The sequence below is a fragment of the Agromyces sp. NPDC055658 genome, assembly GCF_053618155.1.
In genome coordinates this window covers 64,508-80,653 of the sequence record NZ_JBSHHD010000021.1, presented here as the reverse complement: position 1 = coordinate 80,653, position 16,146 = coordinate 64,508, and the positions used below count along the sequence as shown (strand labels likewise).

Here is a 16,146-nt window from a genome sequence, read left to right as displayed (position 1 = left end):
CCTCACCACGAGGCATCCGGCCCGTCCCCCTGTTCGGCGCCCCTCGCGTCAACCGAGGTCGAACGCCTGCACCTCCGCGAGCTGCAGCCGGTAGTACCCGAGGCGTCCCTCGTCGGTCGTCGGCCGGCCGAGCTCGGTCACGGCGATCCGCACGTGGCGCGCCTGCACGGTGTCGAACCGGTAGGTCTGGGGCCGCGGGCCGGGGTCGGCCTGGCCGGTGACCTCCTTCACCGTGGTCCAGGCCTGGCCGTCGTCGCTCACCTGCAGCGCGAACGCCTTCGGGAAGTGCGCCCCGTCGGTGCCGTCGGCCGCGGGGTCGTCGGCCGTGGCGGTGCGCGGGTAGACGACCACGGTGTTCAAGGCCGTCGCCTCGCCGAGGTCGAACGCGACCCACTGGTCGACGCCCGTCGGCGACCGGTCGGGGCCATTCGAGGTGTAGCCCTTCGCGCCGCCCGCGAGGCTCTCGCGCTTGCCGTCGACGAGGTTCGCCGTGCTCCACGCGGGTGCCGACTGCAGGCTCGTGCGCGCCGTCGCGGCGGCGCCCGCGAGCACGTTCTCGGCGTCGTCGAGGCCGGGCGTCGCGGGCATCACCCAGACGTCGGCGATCGACGGGTCGTAGCCGCCGTCGACGTCCTGGAAGCGGAGCCGCACCGTGCCGTCGGCGGTCGCGTCGGAGGGCTCGACCAGGAACTGGAAGGTCATCGTGCCGGCCCCGCCCGCGGTGCGGGCGTAGCGCTGCTCGAAGACGGTCGCCCCGTCGGCGGACACGTCGTACGTCTTCTGGCGCGCGCCGTCGAACGTCTCGACCGCCCGCACGACGAACGGCTCGCCGGCCGGCACGGCGACGTCGAACTCGAACCATCCGCCCGGGTACGAGGTGTGCGTGTAGCGACGGGTGAGGCCCGCCTCGCTCGAGGTGCCCGAGTGCTCCGAGGCGGTGAGGCCGTGCGAGCGCTCCGACTGGGCGAGGCCGAGGTCGACGTGATCGACGACGACCGCGGGGGCGTTCGAGAGCCCGACGGCGAGCGTCGCCGCGCGACGCTCCTCCGCGGTCTGCCCGACCGACGCGGTGAGCGCGACGTCGCCCGCGGTGACCGTGTACGGCACGGTCACCTCGACGTTCGACGCGGCGGATGCCTCGGCGGGCAGGTCGAACGCCGCGGTCGCGTCGCTCCACCCGTCGGGGCCTTCGATCCGGACCGTGCCCGTGCGGTCGTCGTCGCTCAGGTTGGCGAGGTCGACCGTCACCGCGACGACGTCACCGGGGTGCGCCGTTGCGGGCTCGATCGTGACGTCCTGCACGAGGACCGGCGCAGCAACCACGAGCTCGGCGTCGACGGGGATCTCGACGTCGGTGCCCTCGTACCGGTAGTTCAGCGATCCCGTGAGGCCGTAGCGGCCGGGAGCGGTGTCGGCGGGCACCGCCACGACGAAGTCGAACGTGGCGTCGGCACCGGGCGAGAGCTGCGGGAGGGTCCGTCCGCCGTCGGCGGTGACGGTGAAGCCGTCGTCGGAGACGAGTTCTGCCGCGACCCGGCCGAGCTTCTTGCCGCCCGCGACCTCGACGGCGATGCTCGCCGTCGCCTCGTCGCCGGGGAACACGCCGTCGGCGGGCACCGTCAGCGAGACCTCGGCGCCGGCGAGCGCGGCGCACGCCTGCGTCAGCTTCGCCGCGGCGGGATCGAGGACGGCCCGAAGCGCGTCGGCGGTCTCCGCCGGCAGCGCCCCGTGGTCGACCTCGCGGTCGAGGTACGCCGAGATCGTCTGGATCGTGCTCAGCGTCTTGTGCGCCGCGGCCGCGGTGCGGAGGTCGCGGTCGCGGCCCCGCTCGTCGCCGACGTACGAGTCCCACGCCTTGCCGGCGCGCTCGGCGAAGGTCGCCGCGAACTCGCCGAGCGCCTCGGCCTGCTCGGCCGAGAGCGAGCCGGCCTCGTCGAGGGCAGAGACCTGGTCGCCGAACGCCGTCGCCGCGTCGCGCGTGTCGCCGAGGCGGCCGAGCGTCGCGTCCTGCGCGAACTCGTACTCGCCCGATCCGACGGTGAACACGGCGACCCCGTCGGCGTACCGCGAGAACTCGACGCCCCGCGCCGACGCCGCGGGGACGCCGCCCTCCGTGACCGCCCAGCGGCTCGTCGTCGGGATGCGGATCTCGGCCGTCGTGTTCGCCGGCACCGTGACGTCGAGGTGCATCGTGCCCGAGGCATCCGTTCGCCAGTCGGAGACGACCGTGCCGTACGGCGTCTCGAGCGAGTAGTCGACCCGGTCGATGCCCTCGCCCGGCTGCGGCGCGACGAGCACCTTGCGATACCCGGGCTCGAGTGCCGAGACACCGGCCATGGTGCGGTACATCCACTCGCCGACCGCGCCGTAGGCGTAGTGGTTGAACGAGTTCATCTCCACCGGGCCGAACGAGCCGTCGGGCATGATCGAGTTCCAGCGCTCCCAGATGGTGGTCGCGCCCTTGCCGATCTCGTAGCCCCACGACGGGTAGTCGGTGTTCTGCAGCAGGGTGTAGGCGATGTCGGTGCGGCCGATCTTCGTGAGCGCCGGCAGCAGCCCGTCGACGCCGAGGAAGCCCGTCGAGAGGTGGTTGCCGCGACGCGCGAGCGTCTCCTCGAACTGGGTCGCGACGGCCTCGTCGAGCCCGTCGGGGATCAGGTCGTTCATGATCGTCAGGATGTACGCGGTCTGCGAGTCGCCGCGCACCGTGCCGTCGGCCGACACGAACGCCGTGCCGTAGGCCGCCTTGATCGCCTCGTAGCGGTCGAAGTACGCCTGCGCGACGTCGTCGTGCCCGAGCGCCTGCGCCATCTCGGCGAACTCGCGAGTGCCCTTGGCGAGGAAGGCGGTGTCGATCACCGTGGCCGGGGTGTCGTCGTCGAGGTTCAGCCAGTCGTTGTACCCGCCCACGTTGCGGATGTGACCGACCGCGCTCGCGTCGAGGTAGTCGACGTAGCGCTTCATCGAGTCGTAGCTGTCGGCGAGCACCTGGGTGTCGCCGTAGGCCTTCCAGATCGAGTACGGCACGTGCACGCCCGCGTCGGCCCAGCCGGCCCGGCCGTACCCGCCGTCGAAGCGGCCGGGGATGATCGGGGCGACGCCGGGGAAGGAGCCCTCGGCGTTCTGGGTGTCGCGCAGGTCCTGCAGCCACTTCGTCAGGAACAGCTGCGAGTCCATGTTGTAGTTCGCGGTGTTCGCGAACACGTTGATGTCACCGGTCCAGCCCATGCGCTCGTCGCGTGCGGGCGTGTCGGTCGGGATCGAGAGGAAGTTGCCGCGCTGGCCCCACAGGATGTTGCTCTGCAGCTGGTTCACGAGCGGCGACGACGTCTCGAGCGAGGCGGTCGGAGCGTTGTCGCTGCCGACGACCACGCCGGTGATGCCGTCGGCGGGCGGCGCCTCGTCGACGCCGGTGATCTCGACGTAGCGGAAGCCGTGGAAGGTGAACTTCGGCTCCCACGTCGCCGTGCCGTCCTCGGCGAAGGTGTAGTAGTCGGTCGCCTTCGCGCTGCGGAAGTTCGCGGTGTAGAGCGAGCCGTCGGGGTTCAGCACCTCGGCGACGCGGATGCGAACCGTCTGTCCGGCCTCGCCGGTGAGCTTCACCCGCACGTGGCCGACCATGTTCTGCTCGAGGTCGTAGACGTGCACGCCGTCGGCGGGGCTCGGCAGGGCCTTCGCGTCGAGCTCGTCGACGACCCGCACCGGCGGCGCCGTCTGGGGCTCGAGCTTCGCCGTGGCCGACGGGCGCACGACCGCGTCGGACCAGTCGCCGTCGTCGTAGCCCGCCTCGGCCCAGTCTCCGACCTCGGCCGCGCGACGCGCGTCGTAGGCCTCGCCGTCGAGGAGGTCGGCCGAGGTCGTCGGGCCGTTCGTGGTGCGCCAGTCGTCGCCGGTCGCGATCACCTCCTCCGAGCCGTCGGTGTAGCGGACGCGGAGCTGGGCGATGAGCGACGTGTCGCTGCCGTAGATCGAGTCGCCGAACATCGCGACCCGGCCGGCGTACCAGCCGTTCGCGACCTCGGCCCCGAAGGCGTTGTCGCCCTCGGCCACGAGATCGGTGACGTCGTAGCTCTGGTACTGGATGCGCGTGTTGTAGTCGGTCCAGCCGGGCGCGAGCTCCTGGTCGCCCACGGGCTCGCCGTTGAGCTGGAGCTCGTAGAGGCCGCGGGCGGCGGCGTAGACGCGGGCCGAGGCGACCTCCTTGTCGACGTCGAACTCGGTGCGCAGCAGCGGAACGTCGGCCCCGTACGCGTACCAGGCGTCGGTGTCGCCCGAGACGACGAGGTCGCCGCCCTTCTGCGTGCCGCCCGTGAAGGTGCGGTCGTTCGCCGGGAAGTCGGTCTCGAGCAGCACGTCGCCCGTCTCCGAGGTGACCTTCACGGCCGAGACGGTGCCGGTCTCGGCGCCGCTCGTGCGGAAGCCGACGAGCCCGGCGGCGGTGTGGGTCGGGACGGTGCGGGTGTCGAGCACCGCGCCGTCGACCTTCGTCGTGATCGTCGTGCCGTCGACGGTGATCGCGTAGTCGTGCTTCGCCGCGAAGTCGAAGCCCGCGGGGAACGGCGTCGCCGACAGCACCGTGTAGCCGCCGTTCGACTTCACGTGCGGGCGGAGCGACTTCGAGCTCTCGCTGAGCTGCCACATGTACGCGTTCGAGCCGTCGCGGCCGCGGAAGTAGACGCCGAGCGCGCCCGAGATCTTCGAGGCGGTGAACGTCATCGTCGAGTCGGTCCACCCGGCGGGGATCGAGGTGTCGGCCCCGATCCAGTCGGCGCCCTGCCACTCGTCGAGCGAGGCGAGCGCGGTCTCGAAGCGGGCGGGCTCGCTCCAGTCGGTGGCGCGTCCCGCGCCGTCCCACACCCGGACCTGCCAGGCGTAGCGGGTGGCGCCCTCGAGGTCGGGGCCGCCGTAGGGCACCTCGACCGAGGCGCCCGATTCGACGCGGCCGCTGTCCCACACGTCGGGGGAGTCGAGCGCGGCCTTGCTGGTGGCGACGCGCACCTGGTACGCCGACTGGGTGACGCCGCGGCTGGCCGAGGCGAGCTGCCAGCTCAGCTTCGGGGCCGCGAGCGGGATGCCCAGTGGGGATTTCGCCGAGTTGGTCTCGAGCCCGCCGACGGTCACGGACGGCGCCTGCGACGCCGCCGCGAAGGCGGCCGTCGGTGCGGCCGAGATGACTGACGCGAACACGGTGCCGGCGACGAGTACGCCCGTCGCTGCATTGCGGAGTTTGGATCGCACGCGTTTCTCCTCATTGATGAAACGTTTCAATCGATTGCTGACAGTCGGAGCCTATCCACCGCGCCGACGAGCGGTCAACCCCTCGGCCGATGAGCGGTCAGCCCTCGGTCGTCGAGCGGTCAACCCCTCGGTCGTCGAGCGCCGCCGCGAAGGGGGGCGCGACACCGGTCCGGGCCGCGGCACGCCACGGGCGCCCCGGGGCCGGAAGCGAGCGGGCGCGGCGACGGGCCGGACCCCTCCGCGGAGGCATCCGGCCCGTCGACCTCGCTACGCCGCCGCGCCTTCCTCGGCCGCGACCGCGTAGGCCGCGCGCAGCACCTGGCCGAGGCCCGCGTCGACGTTCGTCCAGTACTGGAAGAAGCGCTCGCGGATCTCGTCGACCGTGATCGCCTGCGCCTGGCCGAGCAGGGTCACGTGCAGGCGCTCCTTCGCCTCGGCCGAGTACACGTCGCGATAGAGGGTGCCGGCCTGGCCGAAGTCGCCGTCGTCGGCGCGCAGCGTGTACGCGGTGCGCACGAGCTCGCCGTCGCCCTCCCACGAGCCCTCGCCCGCGGCCGACGCGTCGGCGGTCGGCCCGCCGAACGAGTTCGGCGCGTACACCGGCACGTTCGGCGCGTTGTAGTGGTGACGCTGCGCGCCGTCCTGCGAGTAGTTCGCGACGGGCGCGGCATGCGGCGCGTTCACCGGCAGCTGGTTGTAGTTCGTGCCGACCCGGTAGCGCTGCGCGTCGGGGTAGCTGAACACGCGCGCCATCAGCATCTTGTCGGGGCTGATGCCGATGCCCGGCACCGTGTTGGCCGGCGAGAACGCCGCCTGCTCGATCTCGGCGAAGAAGTTCTGCGGGTTGCGATCGAGCGTGAGCGTGCCGACCTCGATGAGCGGGTAGTCGGCGTGCGGCCAGACCTTCGTGAGGTCGAACGGGTTGAACCGGTACGTCTTCGCGTCCTCGTAGGGCATGACCTGCACGTGCAGGTCCCACTTCGGGTGGTTGCCGGCCTCGATCGCCTCGTGCAGGTCGCGGCGGTAGTAGTCGGCGTCGGCACCGGCGATGGCCTCGGCCTGTGCGGCATCGAGGTGCAGGTCGCCCTGCCGCGAACGGAAGTGGTACTTCACCCAGAACCGCTCGCCCTCGGCGTTGATCCACTGGTACGTGTGCGATCCGAAGCCGTGCATCTCGCGCCACGACTTCGGCAGCCCGCGGTCGCCCATGAGGTATGTGACCTGGTGAGCCGACTCGGGCGAGAGGGTCCAGAAGTCCCACTGCATGTCGGAGTTGCGCAGCCCCGAGCCGGGCAGCCGCTTCTGCGAGTGGATGAAGTCGGGGAACTTGATCGCGTCGCGGATGAAGAACACGGGCGTGTTGTTGCCCACGATGTCGTAGTTGCCCTCGGGCGTGTAGAACTTCACCGAGAAGCCGCGCACGTCGCGCCAGGTGTCGGGCGAGCCCTGCTCCCCCGCGACCGACGAGAAGCGCAGCAGCGTCTCGACGCTCGCCCCGGGCTGGAACAGCGCCGCACGGGTGTACCGCGAGACATCCGCCGTCACCTCGAACCGGCCGAACGCGCCGCCGCCCTTCGCGTGCACGATGCGCTCGGGGATGCGCTCGCGGTTGAACTGCGCGAGCTTCTCGACGAGGTAGCGGTCGTGCAGCACCGTCGCGCCGTCGGCGCCGACGGTGAGCGAGTGCGCGTCGCTCGCGACCGGGGTGCCGGTCTGGGTGGTGGTGTGGTTCGTCATGCGTTCGTCCTTCACTTCGTTCGGTTTCGTTCGGTGACGAGCCGCGCCGGGGCACGGCGACGAGCGCCCCGCGAGGGCGCGCTCGTCCTCCGCCGGGCAGGGCCGGCGGAAGCAGGGGTCGGATGCCGCGGGCTAGGCCGCCGGCTCCGATCGGCAGTCGGCGCAGAGGCCCCAGAAGGTGACCTCGGCGGTGTGGATCGCGAAGCCGCGCGCGTCGCCCGGCTCGAGGCAGGGCGGTTCGCCGACGACGCAGTCGACGTCGGCGACGGTGTGGCACTTCGTGCACACGAGGTGGTGGTGGTTGTCGCCCGTGCGCCCCTCGTAGAGCGCGGGCGAGCCGGCGGGCTCGATGCGGCGCACGAGCCCGGCGCCGGCGAGCGCGGCGAGCACGCCGTAGACGGCCTGCAGCGAGGTCGTCGGCAGCGTCTGCCGCACCCGCTCGTAGACGGACTCGGCGTCGAGGTGCCCGGGGCTCGAGAGCGTCTCGAGCACCGCGGTGCGCGGCGCCGTCACCTTGAGGCCAGCGGCGCGGAGTCGCTCGGGTGCCGCCGCCGTGTCCATGCCATCAGGCTAGCAGTTGTCTTGAATGAATCAAGACAACTCGCGGCACTTCCCTCGGGACGCGCAGTGAAGCAGGATGAATGCCACGCGCGGTCGACGGCGACCGGCGCGCAGGATCGAAGGAGATCGCATGACCCGGAGCGCCCACCCCGACGTCGACATCCCCGATGTCTCCGTGTTCGACTTCCTGTTCGGCGATCTCGACGAGGCGCGGCTCGACGCGGTGGCCCTCATCGACGGCACGAGCGGGCAGACCACGAGCTACCGGCAGCTCGTGCGCCAGATCGAGCTGTTCGCCGGCGCCCTCGCGGAGCGCGGCATCGGGGTCGGCGACACCGTCGGCGTGCTCTGCCCGAACGTGCCCGCGTTCGCGACCGTGTTCCACGGCATCCTGCGGGCGGGCGCCACGGCGACCACGATCAACTCCCTCTACACGCCCGCCGAGATCGAGAACCAGCTGCGCGACGCCGGCGCCCGCTGGATCGTGACCGTCGGCCCGCTGCTGCCGGGGGTGCTCGCCGCCGCGGAGCGGCTCGTCATCCCCGACGAGCAGGTCATCGTGCTCGAGGGCGCGCCGGGGCATCCCTCGCTCGCCGACCTCCTGGGCGAGGGGCGCCCCGCGCCCGACGTGAGCTTCGACCCCGCTACGCACCTCGCCGTGCTGCCGTACTCGTCGGGCACGACCGGTCGCCCGAAGGGCGTCATGCTGACGCATCGCAACCTCGTCGCGAACGTCGCGCAGTGCAGCGCCACGATCGCACTCACCGACGGCGACCGGGTGCTCGCGGTGCTGCCGTTCTTCCACATCTACGGCATGACCGTGCTGCTCAACTTCGCGCTCCGGCAGCGGGCGAGCCTCGTCACGATGCCGAAGTTCGACCTCGCCGAGTTCCTGCGCGTGGTGAGCGAGCACCGCACCACCTGGGTCTTCATCGCCCCGCCGATCGCGGTGGCCCTCGCGAAGCATCCCCTCGTCGACCAGTACGACCTCTCGAGCGTGAAGGTCGTGTTCTCCGGAGCCGCGCCGCTCGACGGCGCCCTCGCCGAGCTCGTCGCCCAGCGCCTCGACTGCATCGTGTGCCAGGGCTACGGCATGACCGAGACGAGCCCCGTGACGCACGTCATCCCCGTCGACCGCCCCGACCTCGACCGCTCGACGATCGGCGTGCTGCTCGCGAACACCGAGGCCCGCATCGTCGACGTCGAGACCGGCGAGGATGTCGCGGTGCCGGCGTCCCCCGACGAGGCGAGCGAGCCGGGCGAGATCTGGATCAGGGGTCCGCAGGTGATGGCGGGCTACCTCGGAAAGCCCGACGCGACCGCCGAGATGCTCGACGCCGACGGCTGGCTGCACACCGGCGACATCGCGACCGTCACCGTCGACGGCGTCTACCGCATCGTCGACCGGCTCAAGGAGCTCATCAAGTACAAGGGCTACCAGGTCGCCCCGGCCGTGCTCGAGGCCGTGCTGCTCGAGCACCCGGCCATCGCCGACGCCGCCGTCATCGGCGTGCTCGACGACGACGGGCAGGAGGTGCCGAAGGCGTTCGTCGTGCTGCAGCAGGGCGCCTCGCTCGACGCCTCGGGAGTGATGGAGCACGTCGCCGCGCACGTCGCCCCGCACGAGAAGGTGCGCGTCGTCGAGTTCATCGAGCAGGTCCCGAAGTCGGCGTCGGGCAAGATCCTCCGCAAGGACCTGCGGGCCCGCGAGGCGGCCGCGGCAGCAGGGTGACGGCGCTCAGTACTGCAGCAGGCTGAACACCTCGAGGCCGGACGGAAGCGCCGCGCGGCCGCCCAGGTCGGCGAGCTCGATCGCGACGGAGACGCCGGCCACGCGCCATCCCGCCCGTTCGACGAGGCGCGCCGCCGCGCCCACCGTGCCGCCCGTCGCGAGCACGTCGTCGACGACGAGCACCCGGGTGCCGGGCGGCAGCTCGCCGACGTGCACCTCGAGCGCGGCGGTGCCGTACTCGAGCGCGTACTCCTCGGTGAGCACCGCGCGCGGCAGCTTGCCGGCCTTGCGCACCGGCAGCACGCCGACGCCCGCGGCCACCGACGCGGCCGCCGCGAGCAGGAACCCGCGCGCCTCGACCCCGGCGAGCACGTCGAACGTGCCGGCGAACGGCGCCGTCAGCGCCTCGGCGAGCGCATGGAACGCCTCGCCGTCGGCGAAGACGGGGGTGAGGTCGCGGAACAGCACGCCCGGCTCGGGGAAGTCGGGGATCACGGCGAGACGCGACTCGACGAGGGCACGGGTTTCGGGCTCGTTCACCGTGGCAGCCTACTCCGGCCGGGCTGCGCGCCCGCCCGACGTCAAACCTTCGACGGATGCCGCGGGGCCCGCGCGCTTGCGAACATGGAAGCATCCCGACCTCTGGAGCCACGACCGCATGACCACCTCCCCCGCCACGAGCGCGACCGCCGCCGTCACTGCACCGACGAGCCGGCTCACACCGAAGCGCCTGTACCGCCTGCTCGCCTTCGCCGAGGTCGTCACCTGGACGATCCTGATCGTCGCGATGATCCTGAAGTACGCGGCGGGCCTCGAGTGGGCGGTGCTCGTCGGCGGGTCGATCCACGGCTTCGTGTTCCTCGCCTACGCGTTCCAGTCGGTGCTCGTCGGCGTCAACCAGCGGTGGAACGTCGGTCGCATCGCCTTCGCCGTGCTGACCGCGATCGTGCCCTACGCGACCGTGCCGTTCGACCTGTGGCTCGTGCGCAAGGGCTACCTCGAGGGCGACTGGCGGTTCGAGGCGACCGATCACCCCGCCGACGGCAACTGGGTGAACCGGCTGCTGCGCTGGTTCCTCGCCCGGCCGCTGCTGCTCACGGTCGTCGCGGTCGTCGGCATCGCCGCGCTCTTCGCCGCGCTGCTCATGATCGGTCCGCCCAAGGTCGGCTGACTCCGTACCGCTCTGGTCGGTCGGCTCGCGAGTCGCCAGGAAGTGCGCTTCGTCGAGCGACGAGGAGCACTTTTCGGCGACTCGCGTCGTGTCGACCGGAGGATGATGGACGCATGCCCATCCTCAACAAGGACATGCAGGTCTGCATCTCGCTCGCCGGCCGCCCGTCGAACCTCGGCACGCGCTTCCACAACTTCCTCTACGACGAGCTCGGCCTGAACTTCATCTACAAGGCGTTCACGACCGACGACATCGAGGGCGCGGTGCGGGGCATCCGGGCGCTCGGACTCCGCGGCGCGAGCATCTCGATGCCGTTCAAGGAGGCCGTCATCCCGCTCATCGACGTCGTCGAGCCGTCGGCGGCGGCGATCGAGTCGGTGAACACGATCGTCAACGACGGCGGGGTGCTCACGGGGTCGAACACCGACTTCGAGGCGATCGCCCAGCTGATCGCCGACCACGGGCTCGACCCTTCGCTGCGCGTGCTCGTGCGCGGATCGGGCGGCATGGCCAAGGCGGTCGTCGCGGCGTTCCGCGAGGCCGGGTTCGAGCAGCTCACGGTACTCGCCCGCAACGCGGAGCTCGGCCCGGTGCTCGCCGCGCAGTACGGCTACGAGTGGGTCGCGACCGACCCGGGGCCGGGCGCGTTCGACGTCATCGTGAACGTCACGCCACTGGGCATGCAGGGGGCGGATGCCTCGACGCTCGCGTTCTCGGAAGCCCATATCGCCGCGGCATCCGTCGTGTTCGACGTCGTGGCGTTCCCGGCCGAGACGCCGCTCATCGTCGCCGCCCGCGCGGCTGGCAGGACCGTCATCTCGGGCGCCGAGGTGCACGCACTGCAGGCGGCGCGCCAGTTCGAGCGCTACACGGGCGTGCCGATCACCCGCGAGCAGATCGCCCGCGCCGCGGCGTTCTCGCGCGCGGAGTAGTCGCCGACCTCAGGGCCGGCACCCCGCCACCGCTCCTCGACGACCGGAAGCTGCTCAGCGGTGGACGCGATTGACGAGCGCCGTCCAGATGAGCGCGATCGTCGAGCACGAGAGCAGGGCGACGAAGACCCACGGCAGCGCCGCGAGGCCGATCACGCCGAACAGGGCGGCGCCGAGCAGCGCACCGCCGCCGATGCCGGTGTTGAACGCCGTCGTGTAGAACGAGGCCGCGGCGTCGCGGATCTTGGCCGACGCCGAGTGCAGCAGTCGCGTGTTCAGCATCGTCGGCAGGGCGCCGAACGCCGTGCCCCACAGCAGGAAGCTCGCGATGCCGACCCCGGGCACGTCGGGGAACGCCGCGAGCCCCGCCGCACCGAGCCCCGTCGCGACCATGGCGACCACGAGACCGAGCGTCGGGCGACGCCCGAGCACCGCGCCCGCGAGCACGAGGCCGACCGCGCCCGCGATGCCGTACGCCAGGAGCATGGGGCTGATCGCGCTCGACGGCAGCCCCATGACGTCGGTCATGTAGGGCGCGATGTACGTGTAGAACGTGTACATGCCGACCATCGCGACCGCCGTGATGAGGCACACCACGATGACTGGCACGAACGTCGGGTCCTTGCGGATGCGCACGGGCGCGGCATCCGCCTCGCCCGCATGATGCCGCACCGGCGGCAGGAACCGCTGCACGAGCAGGGCGCCGACGAGGGTGAGCACACCGACGCACGCGAACGCGAGCCGCCAGCCGAAGGCCTGGCCGAGTGCGGTGCCGAGCGGCACGCCGAGCACGAACGCCGCCGAACCGCCGGCGACGCTGATCGACACCGCGCGGGCCAGCTGCTCCTTGGGCACGAGATGGCCGGCGTAGGCGCCGACGACCGACCAGAACAGGCCGTGCGCGGCACCGCCGAGCACGCGGGTCGCGACGACCGTCGGGTAGTTCGGCGCGACCGCGGTGAGCAGGCAGCTGAGCGCCAGCACGCCGAGCGTGAGCACGATGAGCGTGCGGCGGGGCACGCGCTTCGTGAGCGCGGCGAGCGGCACGGTGAGCACGACGACGGTCGCGGCGAACACCGTGACCAGTACGCCGATGAGCGGCTCGCCGACCTGCAGGCCGCTGCTCATGTCGGGCAGGAGACCGGTCGGGAGCATCTCGATCGTGACCGAGAGGAACACGGCCGCGGCGAGCACGATGAGCCCGAGCCACGGGAACGGCGGCGCGGGGGTACGGCTGACGGGGGTTGACGACGTCATTGGAGGAGTCCTGAAGCGGATGGCGTCCCGAGGGCGGCGGGCGGGGCTCCGCGAATGCCGGCGGCGGGTCGACTGCGCGCTGATGGGCGCGCCCAGGGCCGTCGGGAACCGACGACCAGGACCATCTTACGTGGCGGGTGCGCGGCAGCGTTCGAGCGGCCGTCGGGAACCGACGACCGAGACCACCCTGCGCGGCGAGTGCGCGGCAGCGTTCGAGCGGCCGTCGGGAACCGACGACCGAGACCACCTTGCGTGGCGGCGCTCGCCGCCTGACGTGGCGGCGCTCGTCGCGCGGGTCAGTTGCGGAGGGCCGGGGAACCGACGTGGCGCGCCGCACCCGACGCGCGCAGTGCCGAGACGGCAGCGGCGCGGTCGACGCGGGCGATGCCCTCACCGAGCTCGTCGAGCAGTTGTGCGAGCCGTTCCCCCGCATGGACGGCGCCGTCGGTCGTCCGATCGCCGCGCCGCACGAGACCCGTGAGCGCTCGCACCTCGATCGCCGAAGCGCCCTGGGCGCGAGCGACCGCGACCGCCTCCTCGAGCAGTTCGTCGATCTCGGCCACGACGCCCCGCTCCGGGTGGCCCCGAGCGGACGCGACCAGGATCTCGGCGCGGGCGCGCAGCAGTTCCGCGTGGTACCAGCGATCCCCGGTCGAGGCGACCGCGGTGAGCGCCTCGTCGATCGTGGCGTCGGCGCGCTCGTGGTCGCCCGCGAGCGCCGCGGTCTCGGCCGCGACCGCGAGATGGTACGGCCGCCCGAATCCCATGCCGCCGGCCATCAGGCGTTCGGCGGGATGCGCCGTCTCGCGCGCGCCCGACCGCGCGCCCGGGCCCGGAGGGCGCGCCCACCCGTCGAAGAGCGCGGCGACCGAGCGCCATCGCGAATGCTCGTCGAGCTCGGCCACCGCGGCGAGCTGGGCCGCGTACTGGCGCACCCGGGCTCGCTCGCCGCGCAACTGGTGCACCGCGATGACGGGCCAGAGGCTCCGGCATACGATTCCTGGTGCGCCCGACTCCCGGGCGACGCGCAACCCGTCGAGGGCCAGCGCCCTGGCGTCGTCGGCTCGGCCGACCAGCCAGCTCGCGAGCGCGGCCGTGGACCGATCGACGACGACCGCCTCCGGGCGGTCGGAGCCACCGGGGAACCCTGCGCCCGCCGCTTCGGGCCGCGAGACGACGGCGAGCGCGAGCGCCGGCGACCCTTCGGCGAGCAACGTGAGTGCCCGCGCATCGGCGAGCTGAGTCGCGAGCACCGCGTCGTCGACGTCGGCGACGGCGACCTCGAAGTCGACGAACAGGGCGCCGGCCGCCACCAGGTCGCCGCGCATGAACGCGAGGCTCCACAACACGTGCCGGGCGCGGGCGACGAGCATCGGATCGTCGGCCGACCCGCAGAGCACCTCGACCTCGGCGAGCGAATCCCCCAGGTCCTCGGCCGACGGCCCGTGCTCGCCGAGCAGCGCGGCGATGAGCTGCAGGTGCAGCCGTAGCCTGACGGCGGCCGGTACGCCGGCACCGGCACCCGCGGCGAGTCGGATGCCTCGGCCGGCGTACTCGCGGGCGCGTCGCGTGTCGAGTGCACGATGCGCCGCTTCGGCGGCGCGCGCGTACTGCTCGGCGGCCCGGTCGGGCTGGCGGCCGAGCTCGTAGTGCTCGGCCGCGGTGCCGGCCAGCGATCCCGGCGTCGCGCGCGCCGTCAGCCGCTCCGCGATCGCCCGGTGCACCGCGATGCGCGCCGCCGCGCCCAGCCGGGCGTCGAGTACGTCACGGGCGAGGCGGTGGGCGAACCGGTAGCACGCGTCGACCGATCCGTCGGGCCAGACGATCGGCTCGGTCTCGACGATGACCCCGGTGTTCGCGGCGGTCCGCGCCAGCGCGCGCCCGACGTCGGTTTCGCCGGCCACGCCGGCCGCGTCGACCCCGCCGTCATCCGCGCCGTCGCCGTCGGCGAGCACGGCGAGCGCGGCCGCGGCCTCGGTGACCGAGCACTCCACGCCCACGGCCGCGGCCGCCAGCAGCACGCGGCGATCCCCGGCGGGCAGGCGATCGAGGCGATCGGCGATGAGGCGTTCGACCGCGACCGGCACCTCGGCCGTGGCGAGCTGGGCCGTCGTCATCGGCGAGCCTCCGCTCGCATCGACGCCGTCGGTCTCGACGAGCCGGGCGACGAGTGCCGACACGAACATCGCATTCCCCTCGGAGCGGTCGAGCACCGCCGCGACGACCTCGGGCCCGGGCGGACGCCGGCGCTCCGACCGGGCCAGCAGGCTCGCCACGGCCGAGGCGTCGAGCGGTCCGAGCTCGAGGTGCTCGGCACGCCTGAGTGCCACGAGGCGGCCGATGACGTCGGCCAGTTCGCCGCCTCCCGGCACCTCCTCACCCCGATAGGTGGCGATCAGGAGCAGTCGCGCACGGGACGCCCGGTCGGCGAGGTGGGCGACGAGCTCGACGGTCGCGTCGTCGCCGGCGTGCAGGTCTTCGATGACGATGACGACGGGGGCGACGGCCGACATCGCGTCGAACGCCGCCGCCGCCTCGCGCATCATGCGGCCGATCGACCGGTCCACGGCGCGACGGCGCAGGCGTTCGACGGCGGCCGGCTCGATGAGCTCCGGCAGCTGCAGCAGCCAGGTCGGGGCGGTCCGCCACAGGATCTCGCGGAAGCTCGCGCCGCCCGGTCCGCGGCAGATCGCCGAGATGGCGTCGAGGAACGGCTGGAACGGCAGCGCCGGCCCGGACGCCTCCGACGACGGCGTCGCGCAGCGCCCCTCGCCGAGCACCTGTCGCTCCGGGAGGAGCCTCGCGACGAACTCGCGGACGAGCGTCGTCTTGCCCGCACCCGCCTCGCCCGCCACGAAGCCGACGACCCGGTCGCCCGCGGTCGCGGCCGACCGCCACGCGGCGAGCTCGCCCAGTTCCGGCTCCCGTCCGACCGGCCCCGGCCCGCCGCGCCCCTCGCGCCGCGGCGCGGTCGTCACCGGCGCCCCGAACCGGTACCCGCGCCGGTGCACGGTCGCCACGTAGTGCGGGTCGTCGGCGCGCTCCCCGAGCAGTCTCCGGAGCTCGGCGACGCAGACGGCGATCGACTCGTCGCCCGTGGCGCCGTCCCACACCTCGTCGATGAGCTCCGCCTTCGTGACGAGTCCGCCGGCGCGCTCGAGCAGGGCGGTGAGCACCGCCGCCGTCTTCGGACGGAGGTGCAGCTCCCCGCCCGCGAGACGGGCGGTGCGCGCCCTGCCGCCGTCGAGCACGAGCGTCCCGGTGGCGGGCTCGAAGCGATGACCGTCGAAGAAGTACGCGTCGGGCGCGACGAAGGCGGCCGAACCACCCGATCGCCCGGTCATGCGACACCCTTGTTCATCCACTCGGAATCCCATCGGCGTCGCCGCACGCGTCGACGACGCCGTCCCCCCGGTTGAAGGCTACTTGAAGGCTTTCTTCATGACACGGCACCAGTTCTGGGGTCGACTGGGCTTCGACCCGCGCACTCCGCGCGCGGGACGGGATCGGCCGACGGA

Annotated in this window: 9 protein-coding genes; 3 read left to right on the top strand and 6 right to left on the bottom strand. The window is 72.7% G+C overall.

What is annotated here, in order from left to right:
* Nucleotides 1-48 precede the first annotated feature (48 nt).
* The 3 genes from ACWGPE_RS11625 to ACWGPE_RS11615 form a co-directional block, all read right to left on the bottom strand.
* Nucleotides 49-5,238: a family 78 glycoside hydrolase catalytic domain gene (locus ACWGPE_RS11625; protein WP_452048747.1), complete on the bottom strand. Its 5,190-nt coding sequence runs from the start codon at nucleotides 5,236-5,238 to the stop codon at nucleotides 49-51.
* 267 nt (nucleotides 5,239-5,505) lie between these two features.
* Nucleotides 5,506-6,975, bottom strand: coding sequence for a catalase (locus tag ACWGPE_RS11620; RefSeq protein WP_452048746.1), 1,470 nt, complete (start codon nucleotides 6,973-6,975; stop codon nucleotides 5,506-5,508).
* Nucleotides 6,976-7,107: 132 nt separating this feature from the next.
* Complete coding sequence (locus ACWGPE_RS11615) at nucleotides 7,108-7,536, bottom strand: Fur family transcriptional regulator (RefSeq protein WP_231429674.1); 429 nt, start codon at nucleotides 7,534-7,536, stop codon at nucleotides 7,108-7,110.
* Between the two features lie 130 nt (nucleotides 7,537-7,666).
* Between ACWGPE_RS11615 and ACWGPE_RS11610 the strand changes: the two genes are divergently transcribed.
* Entirely contained in the window at nucleotides 7,667-9,268 is a 1,602-nt protein-coding gene (locus ACWGPE_RS11610) for an AMP-binding protein (protein WP_452048745.1), read from the top strand.
* 6 nt (nucleotides 9,269-9,274) lie between these two features.
* Here ACWGPE_RS11610 and ACWGPE_RS11605 read toward each other — a convergent pair whose 3' ends face one another.
* Complete coding sequence (locus ACWGPE_RS11605) at nucleotides 9,275-9,808, bottom strand: adenine phosphoribosyltransferase (protein WP_231429672.1); 534 nt, start codon at nucleotides 9,806-9,808, stop codon at nucleotides 9,275-9,277.
* Nucleotides 9,809-9,926: 118 nt separating this feature from the next.
* Here ACWGPE_RS11605 and ACWGPE_RS11600 point away from each other — a divergent pair, with 118 nt between their 5' ends.
* Nucleotides 9,927-10,439 (top strand): DUF3817 domain-containing protein, encoded by a 513-nt coding sequence (locus tag ACWGPE_RS11600; protein ID WP_275505204.1) that lies wholly within the window; start codon nucleotides 9,927-9,929, stop codon nucleotides 10,437-10,439.
* 113 nt (nucleotides 10,440-10,552) lie between these two features.
* Nucleotides 10,553-11,371 carry a shikimate 5-dehydrogenase gene (locus ACWGPE_RS11595; RefSeq protein ID WP_231429670.1) on the top strand — a complete coding sequence of 273 codons (819 nt, stop codon included), beginning with the start codon at nucleotides 10,553-10,555 and terminating at the stop codon, nucleotides 11,369-11,371.
* Nucleotides 11,372-11,425: 54 nt separating this feature from the next.
* Here the strand turns inward: ACWGPE_RS11595 and ACWGPE_RS11590 are convergent, their stop codons facing one another.
* Entirely contained in the window at nucleotides 11,426-12,628 is a 1,203-nt protein-coding gene (locus ACWGPE_RS11590) for an MFS transporter (protein ID WP_452048744.1), read from the bottom strand.
* A gap of 296 nt (nucleotides 12,629-12,924) precedes the next feature.
* Nucleotides 12,925-15,972 carry an ATP-binding protein gene (locus ACWGPE_RS11585; RefSeq protein ID WP_452048743.1) on the bottom strand — a complete coding sequence of 1,016 codons (3,048 nt, stop codon included), beginning with the start codon at nucleotides 15,970-15,972 and terminating at the stop codon, nucleotides 12,925-12,927.
* Nucleotides 15,973-16,146 lie beyond the last annotated feature (174 nt).

Coding starts and splice junctions, on each gene's coding strand:
- ACWGPE_RS11585 (WP_452048743.1), bottom strand. CDS start 15,972: ATGACCGGGCGATCGGGTGGTTCGGCCGCCTTCGTCGCGCCCGACGCG.
- ACWGPE_RS11615 (WP_231429674.1), bottom strand. CDS start 7,536: ATGGACACGGCGGCGGCACCCGAGCGACTCCGCGCCGCTGGCCTCAAG.
- ACWGPE_RS11595 (WP_231429670.1), top strand. CDS start 10,553: ATGCCCATCCTCAACAAGGACATGCAGGTCTGCATCTCGCTCGCCGGC.
- ACWGPE_RS11590 (WP_452048744.1), bottom strand. CDS start 12,628: ATGACGTCGTCAACCCCCGTCAGCCGTACCCCCGCGCCGCCGTTCCCG.
- ACWGPE_RS11620 (WP_452048746.1), bottom strand. CDS start 6,975: ATGACGAACCACACCACCACCCAGACCGGCACCCCGGTCGCGAGCGAC.
- ACWGPE_RS11610 (WP_452048745.1), top strand. CDS start 7,667: ATGACCCGGAGCGCCCACCCCGACGTCGACATCCCCGATGTCTCCGTG.
- ACWGPE_RS11600 (WP_275505204.1), top strand. CDS start 9,927: ATGACCACCTCCCCCGCCACGAGCGCGACCGCCGCCGTCACTGCACCG.